The 16,206-nt window shown below is 71.7% G+C and carries 15 protein-coding genes; 7 read left to right on the top strand and 8 right to left on the bottom strand.

Annotated features, from left to right (window positions below):
• Positions 1 to 3: 3 nt before the first annotated feature.
• Positions 4 to 801 (bottom strand): SDR family oxidoreductase, encoded by a 798-nt coding sequence (locus tag FB559_RS36485; protein WP_141962200.1) that lies wholly within the window; start codon positions 799 to 801, stop codon positions 4 to 6.
• A gap of 40 nt (positions 802 to 841) precedes the next feature.
• Between FB559_RS36485 and FB559_RS36490 the strand changes: the two genes are divergently transcribed.
• The 3 genes from FB559_RS36490 to FB559_RS36500 are packed head-to-tail and all read left to right on the top strand — an operon-like array spanning position 842 to position 3,701.
• On the top strand, positions 842 to 1,972 hold the full coding sequence (locus FB559_RS36490; RefSeq protein ID WP_141962201.1) for an acyl-CoA dehydrogenase family protein: 1,131 nt from the start codon (positions 842 to 844) through the stop codon (positions 1,970 to 1,972).
• Positions 1,969 to 2,943, top strand: a complete 975-nt coding sequence (locus FB559_RS36495) for an acyl-CoA dehydrogenase family protein (protein WP_141962202.1) — start codon at positions 1,969 to 1,971, stop codon at positions 2,941 to 2,943. The genes FB559_RS36490 and FB559_RS36495 overlap by 4 nt, the downstream gene beginning before the upstream one ends.
• Positions 2,940 to 3,701, top strand: coding sequence for an SDR family oxidoreductase (locus FB559_RS36500; RefSeq protein ID WP_342781039.1), 762 nt, complete (start codon positions 2,940 to 2,942; stop codon positions 3,699 to 3,701). Before FB559_RS36495 ends, FB559_RS36500 begins: the two co-directional genes overlap by 4 nt.
• Here the strand turns inward: FB559_RS36500 and FB559_RS36505 are convergent.
• The 3 genes from FB559_RS36505 to FB559_RS36515 all read right to left on the bottom strand — a co-directional run bounded on the left by FB559_RS36505 (position 3,680) and on the right by FB559_RS36515 (position 6,817).
• Positions 3,680 to 4,483 carry a MaoC/PaaZ C-terminal domain-containing protein gene (locus FB559_RS36505; protein ID WP_141962203.1) on the bottom strand — a complete coding sequence of 268 codons (804 nt, stop codon included), beginning with the start codon at positions 4,481 to 4,483 and terminating at the stop codon, positions 3,680 to 3,682. The two genes, FB559_RS36500 and FB559_RS36505, sit on opposite strands and share 22 nt — an antisense overlap.
• Positions 4,484 to 4,499: 16 nt before the next feature.
• Entirely contained in the window at positions 4,500 to 6,155 is a 1,656-nt protein-coding gene (casI, locus tag FB559_RS36510) for a steroid-22-oyl-CoA synthetase (protein WP_141962204.1), read from the bottom strand.
• Positions 6,156 to 6,235: 80 nt separating this feature from the next.
• Positions 6,236 to 6,817 carry a 3'-5' exonuclease gene (locus tag FB559_RS36515; RefSeq protein WP_141962205.1) on the bottom strand — a complete coding sequence of 194 codons (582 nt, stop codon included), beginning with the start codon at positions 6,815 to 6,817 and terminating at the stop codon, positions 6,236 to 6,238.
• 154 nt (positions 6,818 to 6,971) lie between these two features.
• Here FB559_RS36515 and FB559_RS36520 point away from each other — a divergent pair, with 154 nt between their 5' ends.
• Positions 6,972 to 7,205 (top strand): hypothetical protein, encoded by a 234-nt coding sequence (locus tag FB559_RS36520; protein WP_141962206.1) that lies wholly within the window; start codon positions 6,972 to 6,974, stop codon positions 7,203 to 7,205.
• 89 nt (positions 7,206 to 7,294) lie between these two features.
• Here the strand turns inward: FB559_RS36520 and FB559_RS36525 are convergent, their stop codons facing one another.
• The 4 genes from FB559_RS36525 to FB559_RS36540 form a co-directional block, all read right to left on the bottom strand.
• Positions 7,295 to 9,118, bottom strand: coding sequence for an HNH endonuclease (locus FB559_RS36525; protein ID WP_185792643.1), 1,824 nt, complete (start codon positions 9,116 to 9,118; stop codon positions 7,295 to 7,297).
• A gap of 626 nt (positions 9,119 to 9,744) precedes the next feature.
• Complete coding sequence (locus FB559_RS36530) at positions 9,745 to 10,509, bottom strand: SDR family NAD(P)-dependent oxidoreductase (RefSeq protein WP_141962208.1); 765 nt, start codon at positions 10,507 to 10,509, stop codon at positions 9,745 to 9,747.
• 13 nt (positions 10,510 to 10,522) lie between these two features.
• Entirely contained in the window at positions 10,523 to 12,067 is a 1,545-nt protein-coding gene (locus tag FB559_RS36535) for an AMP-binding protein (RefSeq protein ID WP_141962209.1), read from the bottom strand.
• Positions 12,068 to 12,085: 18 nt separating this feature from the next.
• On the bottom strand, positions 12,086 to 13,267 hold the full coding sequence (locus FB559_RS36540; RefSeq protein ID WP_141962210.1) for an acetyl-CoA C-acyltransferase: 1,182 nt from the start codon (positions 13,265 to 13,267) through the stop codon (positions 12,086 to 12,088).
• 84 nt (positions 13,268 to 13,351) lie between these two features.
• Between FB559_RS36540 and FB559_RS36545 the strand changes: the two genes are divergently transcribed.
• The 3 genes from FB559_RS36545 to FB559_RS36555 are packed head-to-tail and all read left to right on the top strand — an operon-like array spanning position 13,352 to position 16,133.
• Positions 13,352 to 13,846, top strand: coding sequence for a MaoC family dehydratase (locus tag FB559_RS36545; RefSeq protein WP_185792644.1), 495 nt, complete (start codon positions 13,352 to 13,354; stop codon positions 13,844 to 13,846).
• Positions 13,843 to 15,036 (top strand): acyl-CoA dehydrogenase family protein, encoded by a 1,194-nt coding sequence (locus FB559_RS36550; protein ID WP_141962212.1) that lies wholly within the window; start codon positions 13,843 to 13,845, stop codon positions 15,034 to 15,036. Before FB559_RS36545 ends, FB559_RS36550 begins: the two co-directional genes overlap by 4 nt.
• Positions 15,033 to 16,133: an acyl-CoA dehydrogenase family protein gene (locus FB559_RS36555; protein ID WP_141962213.1), complete on the top strand. Its 1,101-nt coding sequence runs from the start codon at positions 15,033 to 15,035 to the stop codon at positions 16,131 to 16,133. The genes FB559_RS36550 and FB559_RS36555 overlap by 4 nt, the downstream gene beginning before the upstream one ends.
• The last annotated feature ends 73 nt before the right edge of the window (positions 16,134 to 16,206 follow it).

A 16,206-nucleotide genomic window follows, 5' to 3' on the forward strand; every position in this document is an offset into this window, starting at 1 on the left:
CTCCTAAGGGTGCTGGCTGGACACGGAGACGACCTCCCCGGTCAGGTACGAGGAGTAGCCGCTCGCCAGGAACACTATGACGTTGGCCACCTCCCACAGCTCGGCGGACCGGCCGAACGCCTCGCGGCTGACGAGCTCCTCCAGCACCTCGGGAGGTGTCACCTTCGCCATGTGCGGGTGCATCGCCATCGACGGCGAGACCGCGTTGACGCGTACTCCGAACTCGGCCGCCTCCAGCGCGGCGCACCGGGTCAGCGCCATCACGCCCGCCTTGGCGGCGGCGTAGTGCGACTGACCGCGCTGCGCCCGCCAGCCGACCACCGAGGCGTTGTTGACGATCACGCCACCGCCGTCCTGCTCGCGCAGCACGCGCAGGGCCGCGCGCGTACAGCGCATCGTGCCGCCCAGCGTGACGTCCAGGACGCGGTCCCACTGGTCGTCGGTCATGTCGACGAGGTCGGCGGTGCCGCCCAGGCCCGCGTTGTTGACCGCCACGTCGATGCGGCCGAACCGCTCCAGGGCCGCGGCGTACAGGGCACTTACCTGCTCGCCGGAGGTGACGTCACAGGGCTGGGCGGCGACCCGGTCGGCGCCGAACTCACCGGCCAGGGTCTCGAGGGACGCGCCGAGGCGCCGCTCGTGCGTGTCGCTGACGAGGACGCGTGCGCCCTCCTCCAGACAGCGGTGGGCGGTGGCCCCGCCGATGCCCGCTCCCGCCGACGCGGTGATCACCACGACCCGGTCGCGGAGCAACCCGTGGGCGGGGACGTACGCCGGGGCCCCCTTCTGATGTTCGGTCACGTCGGTTACTCTACCAAACAGTTGTTAGAAAGAAGGTTTCATGGACCTGGATTTCGGCCCGGCCGAGGAGGAGTTCCGCACCGAGGTGCGGGCCTGGCTGCGGGCGCACGTACCCGCCGAGCCGCTGCCGTCTCTGGAGACCGCGGACGGGTTCGCGGCGCACCGGGAGTGGGAGCGCACGCTCGGCGCGGACCGGATGGTGGCGGTCTCGTGGCCGCGGGAGTACGGCGGCCGCGGCGTGTCCCTCCTGCAGTGGCTGGTCTTCGAGGAGGAGTACTACGCGGCCGGCGCGCCGGGGCGCGTCAACCAGAACGGCACCGACCTGCTGGCCACCACCCTGTTCCGGCACGGCACCCCGGAGCAGCTGGCACGGATCCTGCCGCCGATCGCGGCCGGCGAGGTGATCTGGGCGCAGGCGTGGTCGGAACCCGGCGCGGGCAGCGACCTGGCCGGGCTGCGCTCGACCGCCACCCGTACGCGCGGGGGCTGGCTGCTGGGCGGGCAGAAGACGTGGAGCTCGCGTGCGCCGTTCGCCGACCGGGCGTTCGGGCTGTTCCGCTCCCACCCCGAGGCCGGACGTCACCGGGGGCTGACGTATGTGATGTTCCCGCTGGACGCGGACGGCCTGACGGTACGGCCGATCGGGCGGCTCGACGGCAAGCCCGCGTTCGCCGAGCTGTTCCTGGACGAGGTGTTCGTGCCGGACGAGGACGTCATCGGCGTGGCGGGTGAGGGCTGGAAGGCCGCGATGAGCACGGCGGGCAACGAGCGCGGCCTGACACTGCGCCCTCCGGGCCGGTTCATGGCGTCGGTCGACCGGCTGGTCGAGCTATGGCGCGAACGGGCCGACCCGTCTGACACGGCCCTGCGCGACCGGCTCGCGGACGTCTGGATCCGGTGCCAGGCGTACCGGCTCAAGGGTTTCGAGACGATCTCCCGCGAGGACGACATCGGCGTCGAGGCCAGCCTCACCAAGGTGTTCTGGTCGGAGCTGGACGTGGCACTGCACGAGACCGCGCTCGACCTGCTCGGCACGGACGGCGAGCTGACCTCGCCGTGGCTGGAGGGCTATGTCTTCTCCCTCGCCGGGACGATCTACGCGGGCACCAACGAGATCCAGCGCAACCTGATCGCCGAGCGGCTGCTCGGCCTGCCGAGGGGAGCACGGTGAAGTTCGTCCTGGACGCCGAGCAGCGACTGTTCACCGACACCCTTCACGCGCTGCTGACCGGAGCGGACACCGCGCGGGCCGTACGGGCCTGGGCGGCCGGGGACACCAAGCCCGGCCGTGCCCTCTGGTCCGCGCTCGCCGACGCCGGGGTGTTCGCCCTGGCCGTCCCCGAGGCCCACGGCGGAGCCGGGCCGCTGCCGGTCGAGCTGGTCTGCGCGGCCGAGCAGCTCGGCCGGCACGCGGTGCCCGGCCCCTTCGTGGAGACGCTCGCCGCCGCCGAGCTGCTCGGCCGCCTCGGCGACGATCCTCTCGCCGCCACCTGGCTCCCCCGGATCGCCGCCGGGGAGGCGCTCGTCTCGCTCACGCTGCCGCCCGCGGTCCCGTACGCGCTGGACGGGGACGTCGCCGACCTGGTGCTGACCGCCGACGCCGAGACCGTACGGGAGGCGACGGCGCACGGCGGGACGGCCTCGCTCGACCCGTCACGCCGGCTGCTGCCGGTCGTCCCGGGCGAGCCACTGGTCACCGGGGCCGCGGCCGCGTCGGCGGCGGCGTACGACCTCGGCGCGCTGCTCTGCGCGGCGCAGCAGCTCGGGCTGGGCCGCGCGCTGCTGGACGTCTCGGTGGAGTACGCCAGGACGAGGCAGCAGTTCGGGCACCCGATCGGGGAGTACCAGGCGGTCAAGCACCACCTCGCGGACGTCCTCGTGGAGCTGGAGTACGCGCGGCCGCTCCTGTTCGGCGCGGCGCTGGCATACCGGACGCCGGAGTTCTCCCGTGACGTGTCCGCCGCCAAGGCCGCCGCGTCGGCCGCCTCGTACCTCGCCGCCAGGGTCGCCCTGCAGGTGCACGGCGCCATCGGCTACACCGACGAGTACGACCCGTCGCTGTGGATCCGCAAGGTACGTGCGCTGTACTCCGCCTGGGGCTCCCCGGCCTCGCACCGTGCCAGGGTCGTCGACGCGCTGTGAACACCGTGGTGGACTTCGGCGGCCGTGCGGTCCTGGTCACCGGCGGGACGAAGGGCATCGGGGCGGTCATCGCGCGGTCCTTCCTGGAGGCGGGCGCCGACGTGGTGGTGTGCGGGCGCCACGACCCCGGCTCGCCGCCGGAGGCGAACGGGCGCACGGCGCGGTTCCTGGCCGCCGACGTCCGGGACGCGGGCGCCGCGGCGGCGCTGGTGTCGCGGGCGGCGGAGCTCATGGGCCGCCTGGACGTGCTGGTCAACAACGCCGGGGGCTCGCCGGACGCCGACGCGGCGACGGTCTCCCCCCGCTTCGTCGAGCGGGTCGTGCAGCTGAACCTGCTGGCCCCGTTCTACGTCGCGCAGCCCGCCAACGCGGTCATGCGGGCCCAGCCGGACGGTGGATCGATCATCAACATCGGCAGCGTCTCGGGCACCGACCCCCAGCCGGGCACCGCCGCCTACACCGCCGCCAAGGCGGGCCTGCTGGCGCTCACCAGGGCGCTGGCGCTGGAGTGGTCCCCTCAGGTGCGCGTCAACCACATCACCGCCGGCCCGGTACGTACCGAGGCGGACCTCTACGGCGAGGACGGCGGCGCGGCCATCGACGGCCTGGTCCCGATGGGGCGGATGGCCGGCCCGCGTGACGTGGCCAACGCCTGCCTCTTTCTGGCCGGCGACCTGGCGTCGTACGTGACCGGCGCGGACCTGGCCGTCCACGGCGGCGGCGAGGTCCCGGCGCGCTACGTCGTGACGCGGAACTGAGCCCGCCCGCCCGAGATCACCGTCGTCCCGTCGACGGCGGCCTCGAACAGCAGGTCCTCCCCGTCGTTCCAGCCCGACACGTGGATCCGGTCGCCGGGGAAGACCGGCGCGGCGAAGCGCCCGTCCAGCGCGACCAGGCCGGCCGGATGCGCCCCGGCCCGTCGTGCCAGCGGCAGCGTGATCGCGGCCAGGGTGCACAGGCCGTGCAGGATCGGCCGGGGCATCCCGGCGGCTTTGGCGGCCTCCGGGTCGATGTGCAGGTGGTGGCGGTCGCCGAGCAGCCGGTACAGGGCGGCCTGTTCGGGCTCGGTGTCCAGGGTGAACTCCAGGTCGGGCGGCCCGTCCGGCCGTGCACGCGCGGACGGTCCCCTCTCACCGCCGAAGCCGCCGCGGCCGGGGGCGAAGATCGACCAGGTGGCCGCGAAGTACGCGCACTCGACGACGACCTCGAAGACCGCGGCGGTGCCCTTGTCCCAGACCTCCGCGACGCGCGCGGTCAGCTCCAGCTCGCCCTCTTTCGGCAGCGGGCGGTGAACCCGTAGCCGCTGCGAGCCGTGGACGGCGGTGGCGACGTCGAAGGCGCCGGCCTCGCCGAGGGCGTCCGGTGCCCACTGCGCCCGCGTGAGCGCGAAGGTGGGCAGCACCCGTAGCCGCTCCTCGAACACCAGGTCCAGGTCGGTGGCCGGCGCGCCGACGGCGAGCGCGTAGAGGATCGCGTCGCGGTCGTCGTAGCGGACGGTACGGGTGCCGAGATCTCGCCCGCGCCACTGTGGCTGGTCCATGGACGCCTTTCGTCTCTCAGGGGAGGAAGCGTTGGCGGCCGTTCGCGGCGAACTCCGCCTTCAGCGCCGCCTTGTCGTCGGCGGTCATCAGTTCGTACGCGGGCGCGTCCCGGCCTCTCCACCGGTACACCGGGTCCGTGGTGCGCCAGCCTTCGAGCTGGAGTTGCCGCTTGCCGAGCTTGCCCGAGCCGGTGGTCGGCAGCGCGCGGGAGACCCGTACGTAGCGCGGTGCGCCCTTGGTCCCGAGGTCGTCCTGGCGGGCCAGGAAGGCGGCGAGATCCAGGTCCTCGAAGCCGACGCCGTCGCCGACCTCGATCGCCGCCATCACCTGGTCGCCGGACCACGGATCGGGCACGCCGAACGCCGCGGCATCGATGATCTTCGGGTGCCGGCGCAACGCCGACTGGGTCGGCAGCGCGGAGATGTTCTCTGAGTCCACCCGGATCCAGTCGCCCGAGCGGCCCGCGAAGTAGACGAACCCCGCCTCGTCGACGTACCCGAGGTCGCCGGTCCAGTACCAGCCGTGACGGACACGCTCGGCGTCGGCCTCCGGGTTCTTGTAGTAGCCCTCGAACCTCGCCGCGCCGTCGACGTCGACGAGCTCGCCGACGGCCTCCTCGCCGTTGGTCACCCGGCCGTACTCGTCCAGCACCGCGGGCGCGCAGGTCTGGCGCGTCCGCGGGTCCACGATCCGCACTCCGTCACGCGCGGGACGGCCGAGAGCGGCCGGCGGGACGTCCGGCGGCCGTGTGATCATGCCCGCGCTCTCGCTGGAGCCGTAGCCCTCCATGAGCCGGCAGCCGAAGCGGCGCCCGAACGCGACCTGGTCCTCCGGGGATGCCTCGGTCCCGAACGCGTGGGTGAGCGGGTTGTCCGCGTCGTCCTGCCGCTCGGGCGTCGCGAGGACATAGGCGATGGCCTTGCCCACGTAGGAGAAGTACGTCGCGCCGAAGTACCGCACGTCGTCCAGGAACCCGGAGGCGGAGAACCTCGGCGTCAGCGCGATCGTGGCCCCGGCGACCAGCGCGGGCGCCCAGAGCGCCATCAGCGCGTTGCCGTGGAACAGCGGCATCGGGCAGTAGGTGACGTCGTCGCGCGTCACCCCGTACTTGGCGCTCATGACGTGCGCACGGTCGGCGAGCCGGCCCTGCGAGCAGCGGGCCGCCTTGGAGGCACCGGTCGTCCCGGAGGTGAAGAGCAGCAGCATCTGCGTGGCCGCGGTGACCGACGGATCCCGTACGGGACCGCCCTGATGCGTGGCCACCCTCGCGGCGTACCCGGCGTCGTCGACGAGCAGGAACCGGTCGTCCGGGACGCCGATGTCCAGCCCGTCCAGCAGCCCGCGTCCGGCCGCGTCGGTGACCATCAGCTGGAGGTCGGTGTGCCGCACCTCCCGCGCCAGCCCGGCACCGCGCCGGGTGGAGTTGACGCCCACGATGGTGGCGCCGGCGAGCGCCGCGGCACCCAGCCAGAAGACGTACTCCGGCAGGTTGTCGAGCAGGACGCCGATGTGGAACGGGCCGTCGCGCCGCAGTGTTCCTGCCAGCGAGGCGCGCGCGGCACTCTCCCGTACGACCTCGTCCCAGGTCCAGTCCCGCTCCCGGGTACGCAGCCCCGTACGGTCGTCACCGAGCCGGTCGAGCAGCAGGTCCGCGATGGTGTCATGCGTCATGGCAGCGCCGACGTTAGTCAGCGGGACGCTCGTACGGCTCGGGCGTCCCGCTGACCGGGAGTCGGCCGGGGACCATGTGGCTAGAAAAGGGTGGAAGCCTCGCCATTGCTCCCTCCGGGTGGATCGCCGCGTAGCGTTTCGAGCGTCGTGGCGTCGGAGGCGAGACGGACGAACAGGCGGGCCGCGACCAACGCGTCGTAGCCGGCGCGGTGTGGCGTCAGGCCATCGGGCAATCCCTCGGCCAGCTTGAATTTTTCGACCAGCGTGCCGAGCCTGAAGCTGCCCCCGTGAGGCAGCAGCCGCCGGGCGAGCTTGAGGGTGTCGAACACCTCGGGCGTCTTCCAGGCGCCGAGCTTGCGTTCCAGAACACTCACGTCAACGTGCGCGTTGTGGGCGACTAACGCGTCGGCCTCCAGAGCGACCAGCACCTCGTCTTCGACTGCCGCGAACGGCGGCGCGTCCGCGACGTACCGGTCGGTCATGCCGTGGATGCGGGTGGCGAGGTGCTTGATCGGCTGATCCGGCTGAACCAGCCAGGTGGCCGACTCTCCGATGATCCCGCCGACGATCGGCACGGCGGCCAGCTCCACCAGGTCAGGCGGCTGATGACCGTTACCTTCTACGTCCACGGCCACATAAGTGAGCCTCGTCCAGTCAGTCACCGTGACCCGTCCCTCTCTACCGACATCGGCGCGACCATGCCGGCCCTCGGCGTGGCGATGGCGCGGCCGCGCTCCTGGAGTAATCGGTCGACGTGGTGAGCGCCGGCGCGGAGCGAGAGTGGCCGCCGGCCGAACGCGACCAGAGGACGCGGGAATGAGCGACGGAGACATCGAACCCGGTGGACCTTTCGCTGAGCCGCGCAGAGCGCCGCTCTTCGTCATCGGCGACCACGTCGAATGGCGCGGACAGCGTTATTCGGCAACCCGACTGCCGCGCTATCCGACTATCCTGGAAGCCAGCCCGGTCGCGAGGGCAGCCCCAACGCAGACCTACGCGTTTGTTTCTTCGTCGAATTCCAGGATTGCACGCGAAATCAGTACAGCTTGATGCAGCCTCCTCAATAGAATTGCCCGCGGATTAGCCGAGAGCACACGTCATCGCACTCGGTTCATTGTCTCCGTGCGATGTCCCACCGTTCATTCGCGGTCGGCTGGGGCGGTGATCTTCCAGTGGCCGGTTGGTCCGATCCACAAGATGACGCCTGGCCACAGGTGTTCCAGGTGCCATCCTGACGTCACTTTGAGTCGGTGGTGGCGGCGGCAGAGCATCGCGATGTTGCAGGGGCAGGTCGCTCCGCCCCGATGGAACGGGATGGAGTGATCGGCGTCGCAGCGGCGTACCGGGCGGCGGCAGCCCGGGAAGCAGCATCGGCGATCGCGGTGCTCGATCAGACGCCGCATCGCGGCCGGTAGACGATAACCAGGCACAGCATGCCCGAGATCCCTGGGCTCGAGAGCACTGGCCCTGAGATCCCTGAGCACACGATCCCCATGCCAGGGGTCCCCATACTCGAGATCGGTGTACGCGGGAACACCGGGCCCGAGATCCCCGGACCCGAGCGCACCGTGGTGCGGGCCGTGGCGATGCGGGCCATCGCGGTGTGGACTGTCGCGGTGTGGACTGTCGCGGTGCGCGCCATCGCGGTGCGCGCCATCGCGATGCGGGCTGTCGTGGTGCGGGCCATCGCGATGCGGGCTGTCGTGGTGCGGGCCATCGCGGTGCGCGCCATCGCGGTGCGCGCCATCGCGATGCGGGCTGTCGCGATGCGGGCCATCGCGATGCGGGCTGTCGTGGTGCGGGCCATCGCGGTGCGCGCCATCGCGGTGCGCGCCATCGCGATGCGGGCTGTCGCGATGCGGGCCATCGCGATGCGCGCCATCGCGATGCGGGCTGTCGTGGTCGGACCAGCACCAGCGGACCCGTAGAGCGGCCAACGACTCGGTGATACGCGTGCCGGCCTGTGCGATGAGCGCGCCGACGTGGCGGTGCCGGGTCGGTAGGTCCGAGGCGAGCGCGGACAGTTCGGTGCGTGCGGCCCCGGCAATGGCATCAGCGATGGCGTCATCGGTCCCGGACCAGCCCAGATCGGGCGGAATATCCGGTCCGGCGACCAGGCGATCGCTCGTGTCGGCGGGCGGCTCGGTGGTCCTCAACGTGCCACGCAGCAATGCGAGGAACACATCGGCCCGCAACTGATCGATCCGCCGGCCATCACCATCACGCTTGAGGCCGGCCGCGATCGCGGCGACCCGACCATAGGCGGCCCCGGCCGCATCCGCGGGAAGGTCAACGCCGGACAGATGGGCGGTACCGTCATCGGTCTCCATCAGCGTGACATCACGCCCCCGCTCCGCCTCCTCACGCCGCCGGGCCAACGCCTGCGGATCCAACCGCTTGACCAACCGCCGGACCTTCGCCCGGATCTCACCCGTCGTCTGCCCCGGCGCCCGGGGCAGCACCTTCGCCTCGATGGCCGCCGCGACCTCATCACTGACCTGGCCGGTGCCCTGCCACAGCGTGCGGGCCTTGAGATGGTCGACATCTCCGGCGGCCAGCGCAGCGAACGTAGCGGGCAACCGCCCTACCAACTCCGTAGCGAACCGGATCAGCCCATCAGCCGAGGTCGGCGTGAGCGTCAACGCCGCCGCGACCTCATCATTGAGATACTCACGCGGCGAGATCACCTCAACACCCGAAGCATCATCCTCAGCCCGCCGCCGGCGAGCCAACTCCGCCACCGCCGCCAGCTCGACCGCTTGCACCCGCGACGCGAGCCGCCGCGCCGCGATCATCACCTCGACCAACTCACGATCAGGCAACTCACGATCGAGCAACTCACGATCGAGCAACTCATGGTCGAGCAACTCCGGATCGAACCGGTCACGACCGAGCAGATCAGCCGCATCCACCCCAAGTGAGCCGCCAAGCGGTGTCCCCGGTATCCGCATCAAAGCATCCACCCGTTGCACACCCCCCGACGAATTCAACCCCCGGACTCGAACATGATAGCGACTATTCCATCCACGCCACAGCGACATTCCAGACAATACAAAAAGGATCACAAAGGAAAATCACCCGACCCGAAAGAGACCAATGTCCAACCATGGGGCGAATTAATACACTCGATGGCATTACTGGCCGCTCAAAGCTCAAAGCCGGTTATATCTGCCTTACGTTGCCGATCACCCGATCCCACCGGCAATGGTGAAGTGAGAGCGCCTCACCTGGCTGCCCGTGGGGTCGAGCGCGCTGACCAGCACATCCGGTGCGATCTCGCGCGGCTGCACCTCCGCCATGCAAGGAGGCACAAGCCCAGTTCGGCCGACAGAGATGGCTCGGGGACTCGCAGGCGATATCCGGCCGCGACCACCCGTACCTCACCGCGTCGTCGCACGACCTCGTCGATGACGTGCGTCAGAACGTTCGGCGACTCCTCCGAGCGCGCGACGAGGCCGCCGACTCAGCCGATGAACGGTCGCGCCGGAAGATACCGAAACGGCCAGGCCGGCCATGGGCCGGTTGGTGTCCTTGCCGCCCGTACCGCGCGGTGGCCCGCCTTCCCCAGGCCCGCAGCAGGCATCCGCGGTCAGATCAGGCCGTGGCCGCCGTCGACGTAGAGGACCTGGCCGGTGACGTAGCCGGACTCCTCGGCGGCGAAGAACGCCACCGCGTTCGCGATGTCGGCGGGCAGGCCGCCCCGGCGTACGGGGACGGTCGCCGCCACGCCCTCGCGCATCTCCTCGATCGTCGTACCGACTCGGGCGGCCGTCGCGGCCGTCATCGCGGTCTCGACGAAGCCCGGCGCGATGGCGTTGGCCGTGATGCCGAAGGGGCCCAGCTCCACCGCCAGGGTCTTGGTGAAGCCCTGCAGTCCCGCCTTCGCGGTCGAGTAGTTGGCCTGGCCGCGGTTGCCCAGCGCGGACGTCGAGGACATCGACACGATCCGGCCGTACCCCGCCTCCACCATGTGCCGCTGCGCGAGCTGGCTCGCCAGGAAGGCGCCGCGCAGGTGCACGTCCATGACGGTCGACCAGTCCTCGTCGGTCATCCTGAACAGCAGGTTGTCGCGGATGACGCCGGCGTTGTTGACCAGGATGTGCAGGCCGCCGTACAGGTCCACCGTTCCGTCGATGGCGGCCGACAGGTCGGCACGGCTGGTGACGTCCGCGGCGAAGGCGGCGGCCGTGCCACCCGCGGCGGTGATCTCGGCCGCGACGGCCTTGGCGTTGTCGCCGGCGAGGTCGATCACGGCGACGTTCGCGCCGTGGGCGGCGAGGTGGCGTGACACCTCGGCGCCGATCCCCTGGCCGCCGCCGGTCACGACGGCGACCCTGTTGGTGAAGTCGGGCATGGAGCTTCCTTCCTCATGGGCCCGCGACGGCGTAGCGGTCGCGGAGCAGGCGCTTGTAGAGCTTGCCGGTGGGCAGCCGGGGCAGGCTGTCCACGAAGTCCACCGATCGCGGGCACTTGTAGTGCGCCAGCCGGTCCCGGCAGTACGCGATGAGCGAGGCCGCGAGGTCCGGCCCGGCAAGGCGGGAGTCGACGAGCTGGACCACGGCCTTGACCTCCTCGCCCAGGTCGGCGTTCGGCACGCCGATCACGGCGACGTCCGCGACGGCCGGGTGGGTCGCGAGGAGGCTCTCGGTCTCCTGGGGATAGATGTTGACCCCGCCGGAGATGATCATGTGGCTCTTGCGGTCGGTCAGGTACAGGTAGCCGTCGGCGTCGAGGTGCCCGACGTCTCCGACGGTCGAGGCGACGCCACGCTCGTCCTCGATCCGGCTCTCGGCGGTCTTGGCCGGGTCACCGAAGTAGACGAAGCCGGTCGCGCCGCGGAACCAGACGGTGCCGTCGGTCCCGTGCGCGACCGGCCGCCGCGCGTCGTCCAGGATCTCGACCTCGCCGATAATCGACCTGCCGACCGTCCCGGGGCGGGCGAGCCACTGCTCCGAGTCGCACCAGGTGAAGCCGTTTCCCTCGGTGGCGCCGTAGTACTCGAGCACGATCGGGCCGAGCCACTCGATCATCGCCCGCTTGACCGGCACCGGGCACGGAGCGGCGCCGTGCACGATGTGCTCCAGCGACGACAGGTCGTACCGGTCGCGTACCTCCTGGGGCAGCCGCAGCAGCCGGATGAACATCGTCGGCACCATCTGGCAGTGCGTGACCCGGTACTCCTCGACCAGCGCGCACCACCGCTCCGCGTCGAAGCGTTCCATGACGACGACCGTGCCGCCGAGCCGCAGCGCGCCCGCGACGCTCCCCTGTGGCGCCGAGTGGTACAGCGGCGCGGGGTTGAGGTACGTCATGCCCTCGCGGAAGCCCAGCAGGTCACGGACCCAGTCGAGGACCTCGTCCGCGTCCCCGGGCCCCAGGTCCTGGAGCGGCCTGCAGATCCCCTTCGGCCGCCCGGTGGTGCCCGAGGAGTAGAGCATGACGTTGCCGCGCTGCTCGTCGGCGACCGGCGTGCCCGGATAACGGCCGGCGGTGGCCGCGAACGGCTCCCAGAGTGGATCCGGTTCGGAGAGCCCGACCATGAGGAACCGCTCCACCGCCGGGCAGATCGAGGCGGCCTCGGTCGCGACGTCGCGCAGCGCCACCGTGCTGACGAACACCCGCGCCCGGCAGTCGCCGACGATGTAGGCGGCCTCGTCGGCGGACAGGTAGGTGTTGACCAGCGTGTAGTACAGCCCGGTCCGCTCGGCCGCCGACTCGACCACGAGCAGCTCCAGCCGGTTCTCCGCCATGACCGCGACGTGGTCGCCGCGCCGCAGGCCCTGTGAGCGCAGCAGGTGGCTCACCTGGTTGGCGGCGTGCTCGAACTCCGCGAACGTCAGCGAGTCGCCCGAGTCCGCCATGACGAGCGCGGGCCGGTCCGGGTGAGCGACGGCGTGGTGGCCTGGGTACATCGGGTGACTCCTCCGGAACTATGCGACGTCGAACAGCCCGGCGGCACCCATCCCGCCGCCGATGCACATCGTGATCACCACGTGCCGCGCGCCGCGGCGCCGGCCTTCCAGCAGCGCGTGGCCGACGAGGCGTGCGCCCGTCATGCCGTACGGGTGCCCGACCGAGATGCCGCCGCCGTCCACGTTGAACCGGTCCGGGTCGATGCCGAGCTCGTCGCGGCAGTACACCGCCTGCGAGGCGAACGCCTCGTTGAGCTCCCACAGATCGATGTCGTCGATCGTCAGCCCGTGGGCCTTCAGCAGCTTCGGGACGGCGAGGACGGGCCCGATGCCCATCTCGTCGGGGGCGCATCCGGCCACCGCGATCCCGCGGTAGACGCCCAGCGGCTCCAGCCCGCGGCGTTCGGCCTCCCGGCGTTCCATGAGGACGGACGCGGAGGCGCCGTCCGACAGCTGTGAGGAGTTGCCCGCGGTGACACTCGCCCGCCCGCCGGGAAGTACGGGCCGCAGCCCGGCGAGCGCCTCCAGCGTCGTCGCCGGACGGTTTCCCTCGTCGCGGGTCAGCGTGACGTCCTCGTAGTGGGTCTCACCCGCCGAGACGACCTTCTTACGGCTCGGCAGCGGGACGATCTCGGCGTCGAACCGGCCCGCCTCCTGGGCCGCCGCCGTACGCCGCTGGGAGCCGAGGGCGAACTCGTCCTGCCGCTCACGGCTCACGCCGTAGCGTTCGGCGACGACCTCCGCCGTCCGCAGCATCGGCAGGTAGAGGTCCGGCACGTGCTCGACCAGCCACGGGTCGGTCGCGCGGTACGTGTTGAGGTGCTCGTTCTCCACGACCGAGATCGACTCGACGCCGCCGCCGACCGTGATCCGCATGTCGTCGGCCAGGATCTGCTTGGCGGCGACGGCGATGGCCATCAGGCCGGACGAGCACTGCCGGTCGATCGTCATCCCGGCGACCGAGTCGGGCAGCCCGGCGCGCAGCAGGCCCTGACGTGCCACGTTCGCGCCGGAGGATCCCTGCTGGACCGCGCAGCCGAGGACCACGTCGTCGACCTCGGCGCCGTCGACGCCGGCCCGCCGTACGGCCGAGGCGATGGCGTGCCCGGCGAGCTCCTGTGCCTGGGTGTCGTTGAACGCGCCCCGGCGCGCCCGCCCGATCGGCGTACGCGCGGTCGAGACGATGACGGCTTCTCGCATGGTGGGCTCCCCACGACGTCGGGCTGTGCCGCAGACAGTAGGCTATATATGAACATGAACTCAAGTTCTGATCGAAGGAGTGTCATGAGTGCTCCCGTGCGACCGCGCACACTCGCCGACCTGCGGGACCTGACGGGGGCTCCGCTCGGGCCGACCGCGTGGCACGAGGTCACACAGGAGGCGATCGACCGGTTCGCCGAGGTCACCGGCGACTCCCAGTGGATCCACGTCGACCCGGTGCGCGCCGCGTCCGGGCCGTTCGGCGGGACCGTCGCCCACGGCCTGTACAGCCTGTCGCTCGTCCCGATGTTCTCGACGCTGCTCATGCGCTTCGACGGGTTCGCCCACAGCCTCAACTACGGCTACGACCGGATCCGCTTCCCCGCCGCGGTGCCGGTCGGCTCCCGGCTGCGGATGCACCTCACGGTCGCCGCCGCCGAACCGGTGGCCGGTGGCGGAATCCAGCTCCGTACGAGCCAGACTGTGGAGTGCGACGCGGCGGACAAACCCGTACTCGTCGCCGAAGGTCTCGCCCGGGTCTTCGAGGCGAGCGCGAACGCGACAGCGAGGAACGGATGACTGACGACGAGACGACCACGGCGGACCTGGACTCCCGCGTCGACCGCCTGCTCGACGGCGTCGACGTGGACACCGCCGGCCGCGAGGACTTCCTCGGCGCCCGGTGGGACGCGGGCCTGGCCTGGGTGCACTTCCCGCCCGGCGCCGGCGGCCTGGGCCTGCCGGCCGGGTTCCAGGAGCACGTGGAGACGCGCCTGCGTGAGGCGGGCGCCCCGCAGCAGCTGCCCGGCCGCAACGGCATCGGACGCGGGATGGCCGCCCCCACCATCGCGGCCTACGGCACCGGCGAGCAGAAGACACGGATGCTGCGCCCGCTGTGGACCGGCGAGCACGAGTACTGCCAGCTGTTCAGCGAGCCCGGCGCGGGTTCGGACCTGGCCGCCGTGGCCACCCGCGCGGTCCGCGACGGTGACGACTGGGTCGTGAACGGCCAGAAGGTCTGGACGTCGAGCGCGCACACCGCCCAGCGCGCGATCCTCGTGGCCCGTACCGACATCGACGTCCCGAAGCACCGCGGCCTGACGTACTTCGTCATGGACATGACCGGTCCCGGCGTCGAGGTACGCCCGCTGCGCCAGATCACGGGTGAGGCGGAGTTCAACGAGGTCTTCCTGACCGACGTCCGCATCCCCGACGCCGACCGCCTCGGCGCGGTCGGCGAGGGCTGGCGGGTCGCGACGACCACCCTGAACAACGAGCGCGTCGCCATCGGCTCGGGCGGGGTCCCCCGCGAGGGGGGCATGATCGGCAAGACCGCCCAGGCCTGGCGCGAGCGGCCGGAGCTGCGCGACCCCGCGACGCACGACGAGCTGATGCGCCTCTGGGTCGAGGCCGAGGTCGCGCGGCTGTCGGCGGTCCGCATGCGGCAGCGCCGCGCCGCCGGCCAGCCCGGTCCCGAGGGCTCGGCGATGAAGCTCACCTTCGCCCGCCTCGCGCAGGCGATCTCCGGTTTCGAGCTGGAGCTCCTCGGCGGTGAGGGCCTGCGCTACGACGACTGGACGCTGCGCCGGCCGGAGAGCGTCGACTTCACCGGGCGCGGCGCCGGCTACCGCTACCTGCGGGCGAAGGGCAACTCCATCGAGGGCGGGACCTCGGAGATCCTCCGCAACATCATCGCCGAACGGGTCCTGGGCCTGCCGCCGGAGCACCGGACCGACAAGACCCTCCCGTGGAAGGACGTCCCCCGATGACCGAAGCCGACCTGCTGTACGGGGACGTCGAAGAGGAGCTTCGCGCGAGCGTACGCCGCCTGTTCGCCGAGCGGGCCGCCGTGCCCGTGGTGGCCGCGGCCTACGACGGGCACGGCGACTTCTCCGCCCTGTGGCGCGGGCTCGCCCGCGACCTGGGTGTCGCCGGACTGCTGATCCCCGAGGAGTACGGAGGCGCGGGGGCCACCACCCGCGAGGCCGCCGTCGTGGCCGAGGAGATCGGGCGTGCGGTGGCACCCGTCCCCTTCCTCACCAGCTCCGTGATCGCGACCGTCGCACTGCTCCAGGCCGGAGACCGGGAGACGCTCACGGCGCTCGCCGCAGGCGAGGCGACCGCCGCGCTCGCGCTGGGCCTGGACGCCGCGGCCCCGCCCGGGGTGCCGGCGGTGCGCGCCACCCCGGACGGGCTGTCCGGCCAGGTCGCGACCGTCGCCGACGCGGCGACCGCGAGTGTCCTGGTCGTCCCCGTGCAGGGCACCGGCGGGATCGAGCTGCACACGGTCGCGGTGCCCGGGCCGGGCACGACCGTGACACCGGTCCCCTCGCTCGACATGACCAGGCCCCTGGCCGACGTCACGTTCGACGGGGCTCCGTCGCGCCGGATCGACCAGGGCGACGCCCGCCGCGCGGTCGATGAGGCGCTCCTCGCGGGAGCCGTGGTCCTGGCGTCCGAGGAGTTCGGTGTCGCGAGCCAGTGCTTCGAGACCACGCTGGAGTACGTCAAGCAGCGCTACCAGTTCGGCCGCGCCATCGGCTCGTTCCAGGCGATCAAGCACCGGCTCGCCGACCTGTGGGTGGAGGTGGGCCAGGCCGGCGCCGCGGCGCGCTACGCCGCCGACACCCACGCCCGCCGGGACGAGGACCGCGCCGTCGCCGCCGCCGTCGCGCAGTCCTACTGCGCCACCGTGGCCGTGCACACCGCCGAGGAGTGCGTCCAGCTGCACGGTGGCATCGGGATGACGTGGGAGCACCCGGCACACCTGTACCTCAAGCGCGCCAAGGCCGACTCACTCACGCTCGGCACACCGCACGAGGTGCGCGGCGCACTGGCCACCCTGGTCGGCCTGCCACGCGAATGACGTCGAGGGCCGGTCATCCGTGGCACGACGGGTGACCGGCCCTCAGTGGCGCCGGGTGACCGGTACGGGCCCG

Source organism: Actinoallomurus bryophytorum (assembly GCF_006716425.1).
Taxonomy (GTDB): domain Bacteria; phylum Actinomycetota; class Actinomycetes; order Streptosporangiales; family Streptosporangiaceae; genus Actinoallomurus; species Actinoallomurus bryophytorum.

Coding starts and splice junctions, on each gene's coding strand:
- FB559_RS36490 (WP_141962201.1), top strand. CDS start 842: ATGGACCTGGATTTCGGCCCGGCCGAGGAGGAGTTCCGCACCGAGGTG.
- FB559_RS36505 (WP_141962203.1), bottom strand. CDS start 4,483: ATGGACCAGCCACAGTGGCGCGGGCGAGATCTCGGCACCCGTACCGTC.
- casI (WP_141962204.1), bottom strand. CDS start 6,155: ATGACGCATGACACCATCGCGGACCTGCTGCTCGACCGGCTCGGTGAC.
- FB559_RS36520 (WP_141962206.1), top strand. CDS start 6,972: ATGAGCGACGGAGACATCGAACCCGGTGGACCTTTCGCTGAGCCGCGC.
- FB559_RS36530 (WP_141962208.1), bottom strand. CDS start 10,509: ATGCCCGACTTCACCAACAGGGTCGCCGTCGTGACCGGCGGCGGCCAG.
- FB559_RS36535 (WP_141962209.1), bottom strand. CDS start 12,067: ATGTACCCAGGCCACCACGCCGTCGCTCACCCGGACCGGCCCGCGCTC.
- FB559_RS36540 (WP_141962210.1), bottom strand. CDS start 13,267: ATGCGAGAAGCCGTCATCGTCTCGACCGCGCGTACGCCGATCGGGCGG.
- FB559_RS36545 (WP_185792644.1), top strand. CDS start 13,352: ATGAGTGCTCCCGTGCGACCGCGCACACTCGCCGACCTGCGGGACCTG.
- FB559_RS36550 (WP_141962212.1), top strand. CDS start 13,843: ATGACTGACGACGAGACGACCACGGCGGACCTGGACTCCCGCGTCGAC.
- FB559_RS36555 (WP_141962213.1), top strand. CDS start 15,033: ATGACCGAAGCCGACCTGCTGTACGGGGACGTCGAAGAGGAGCTTCGC.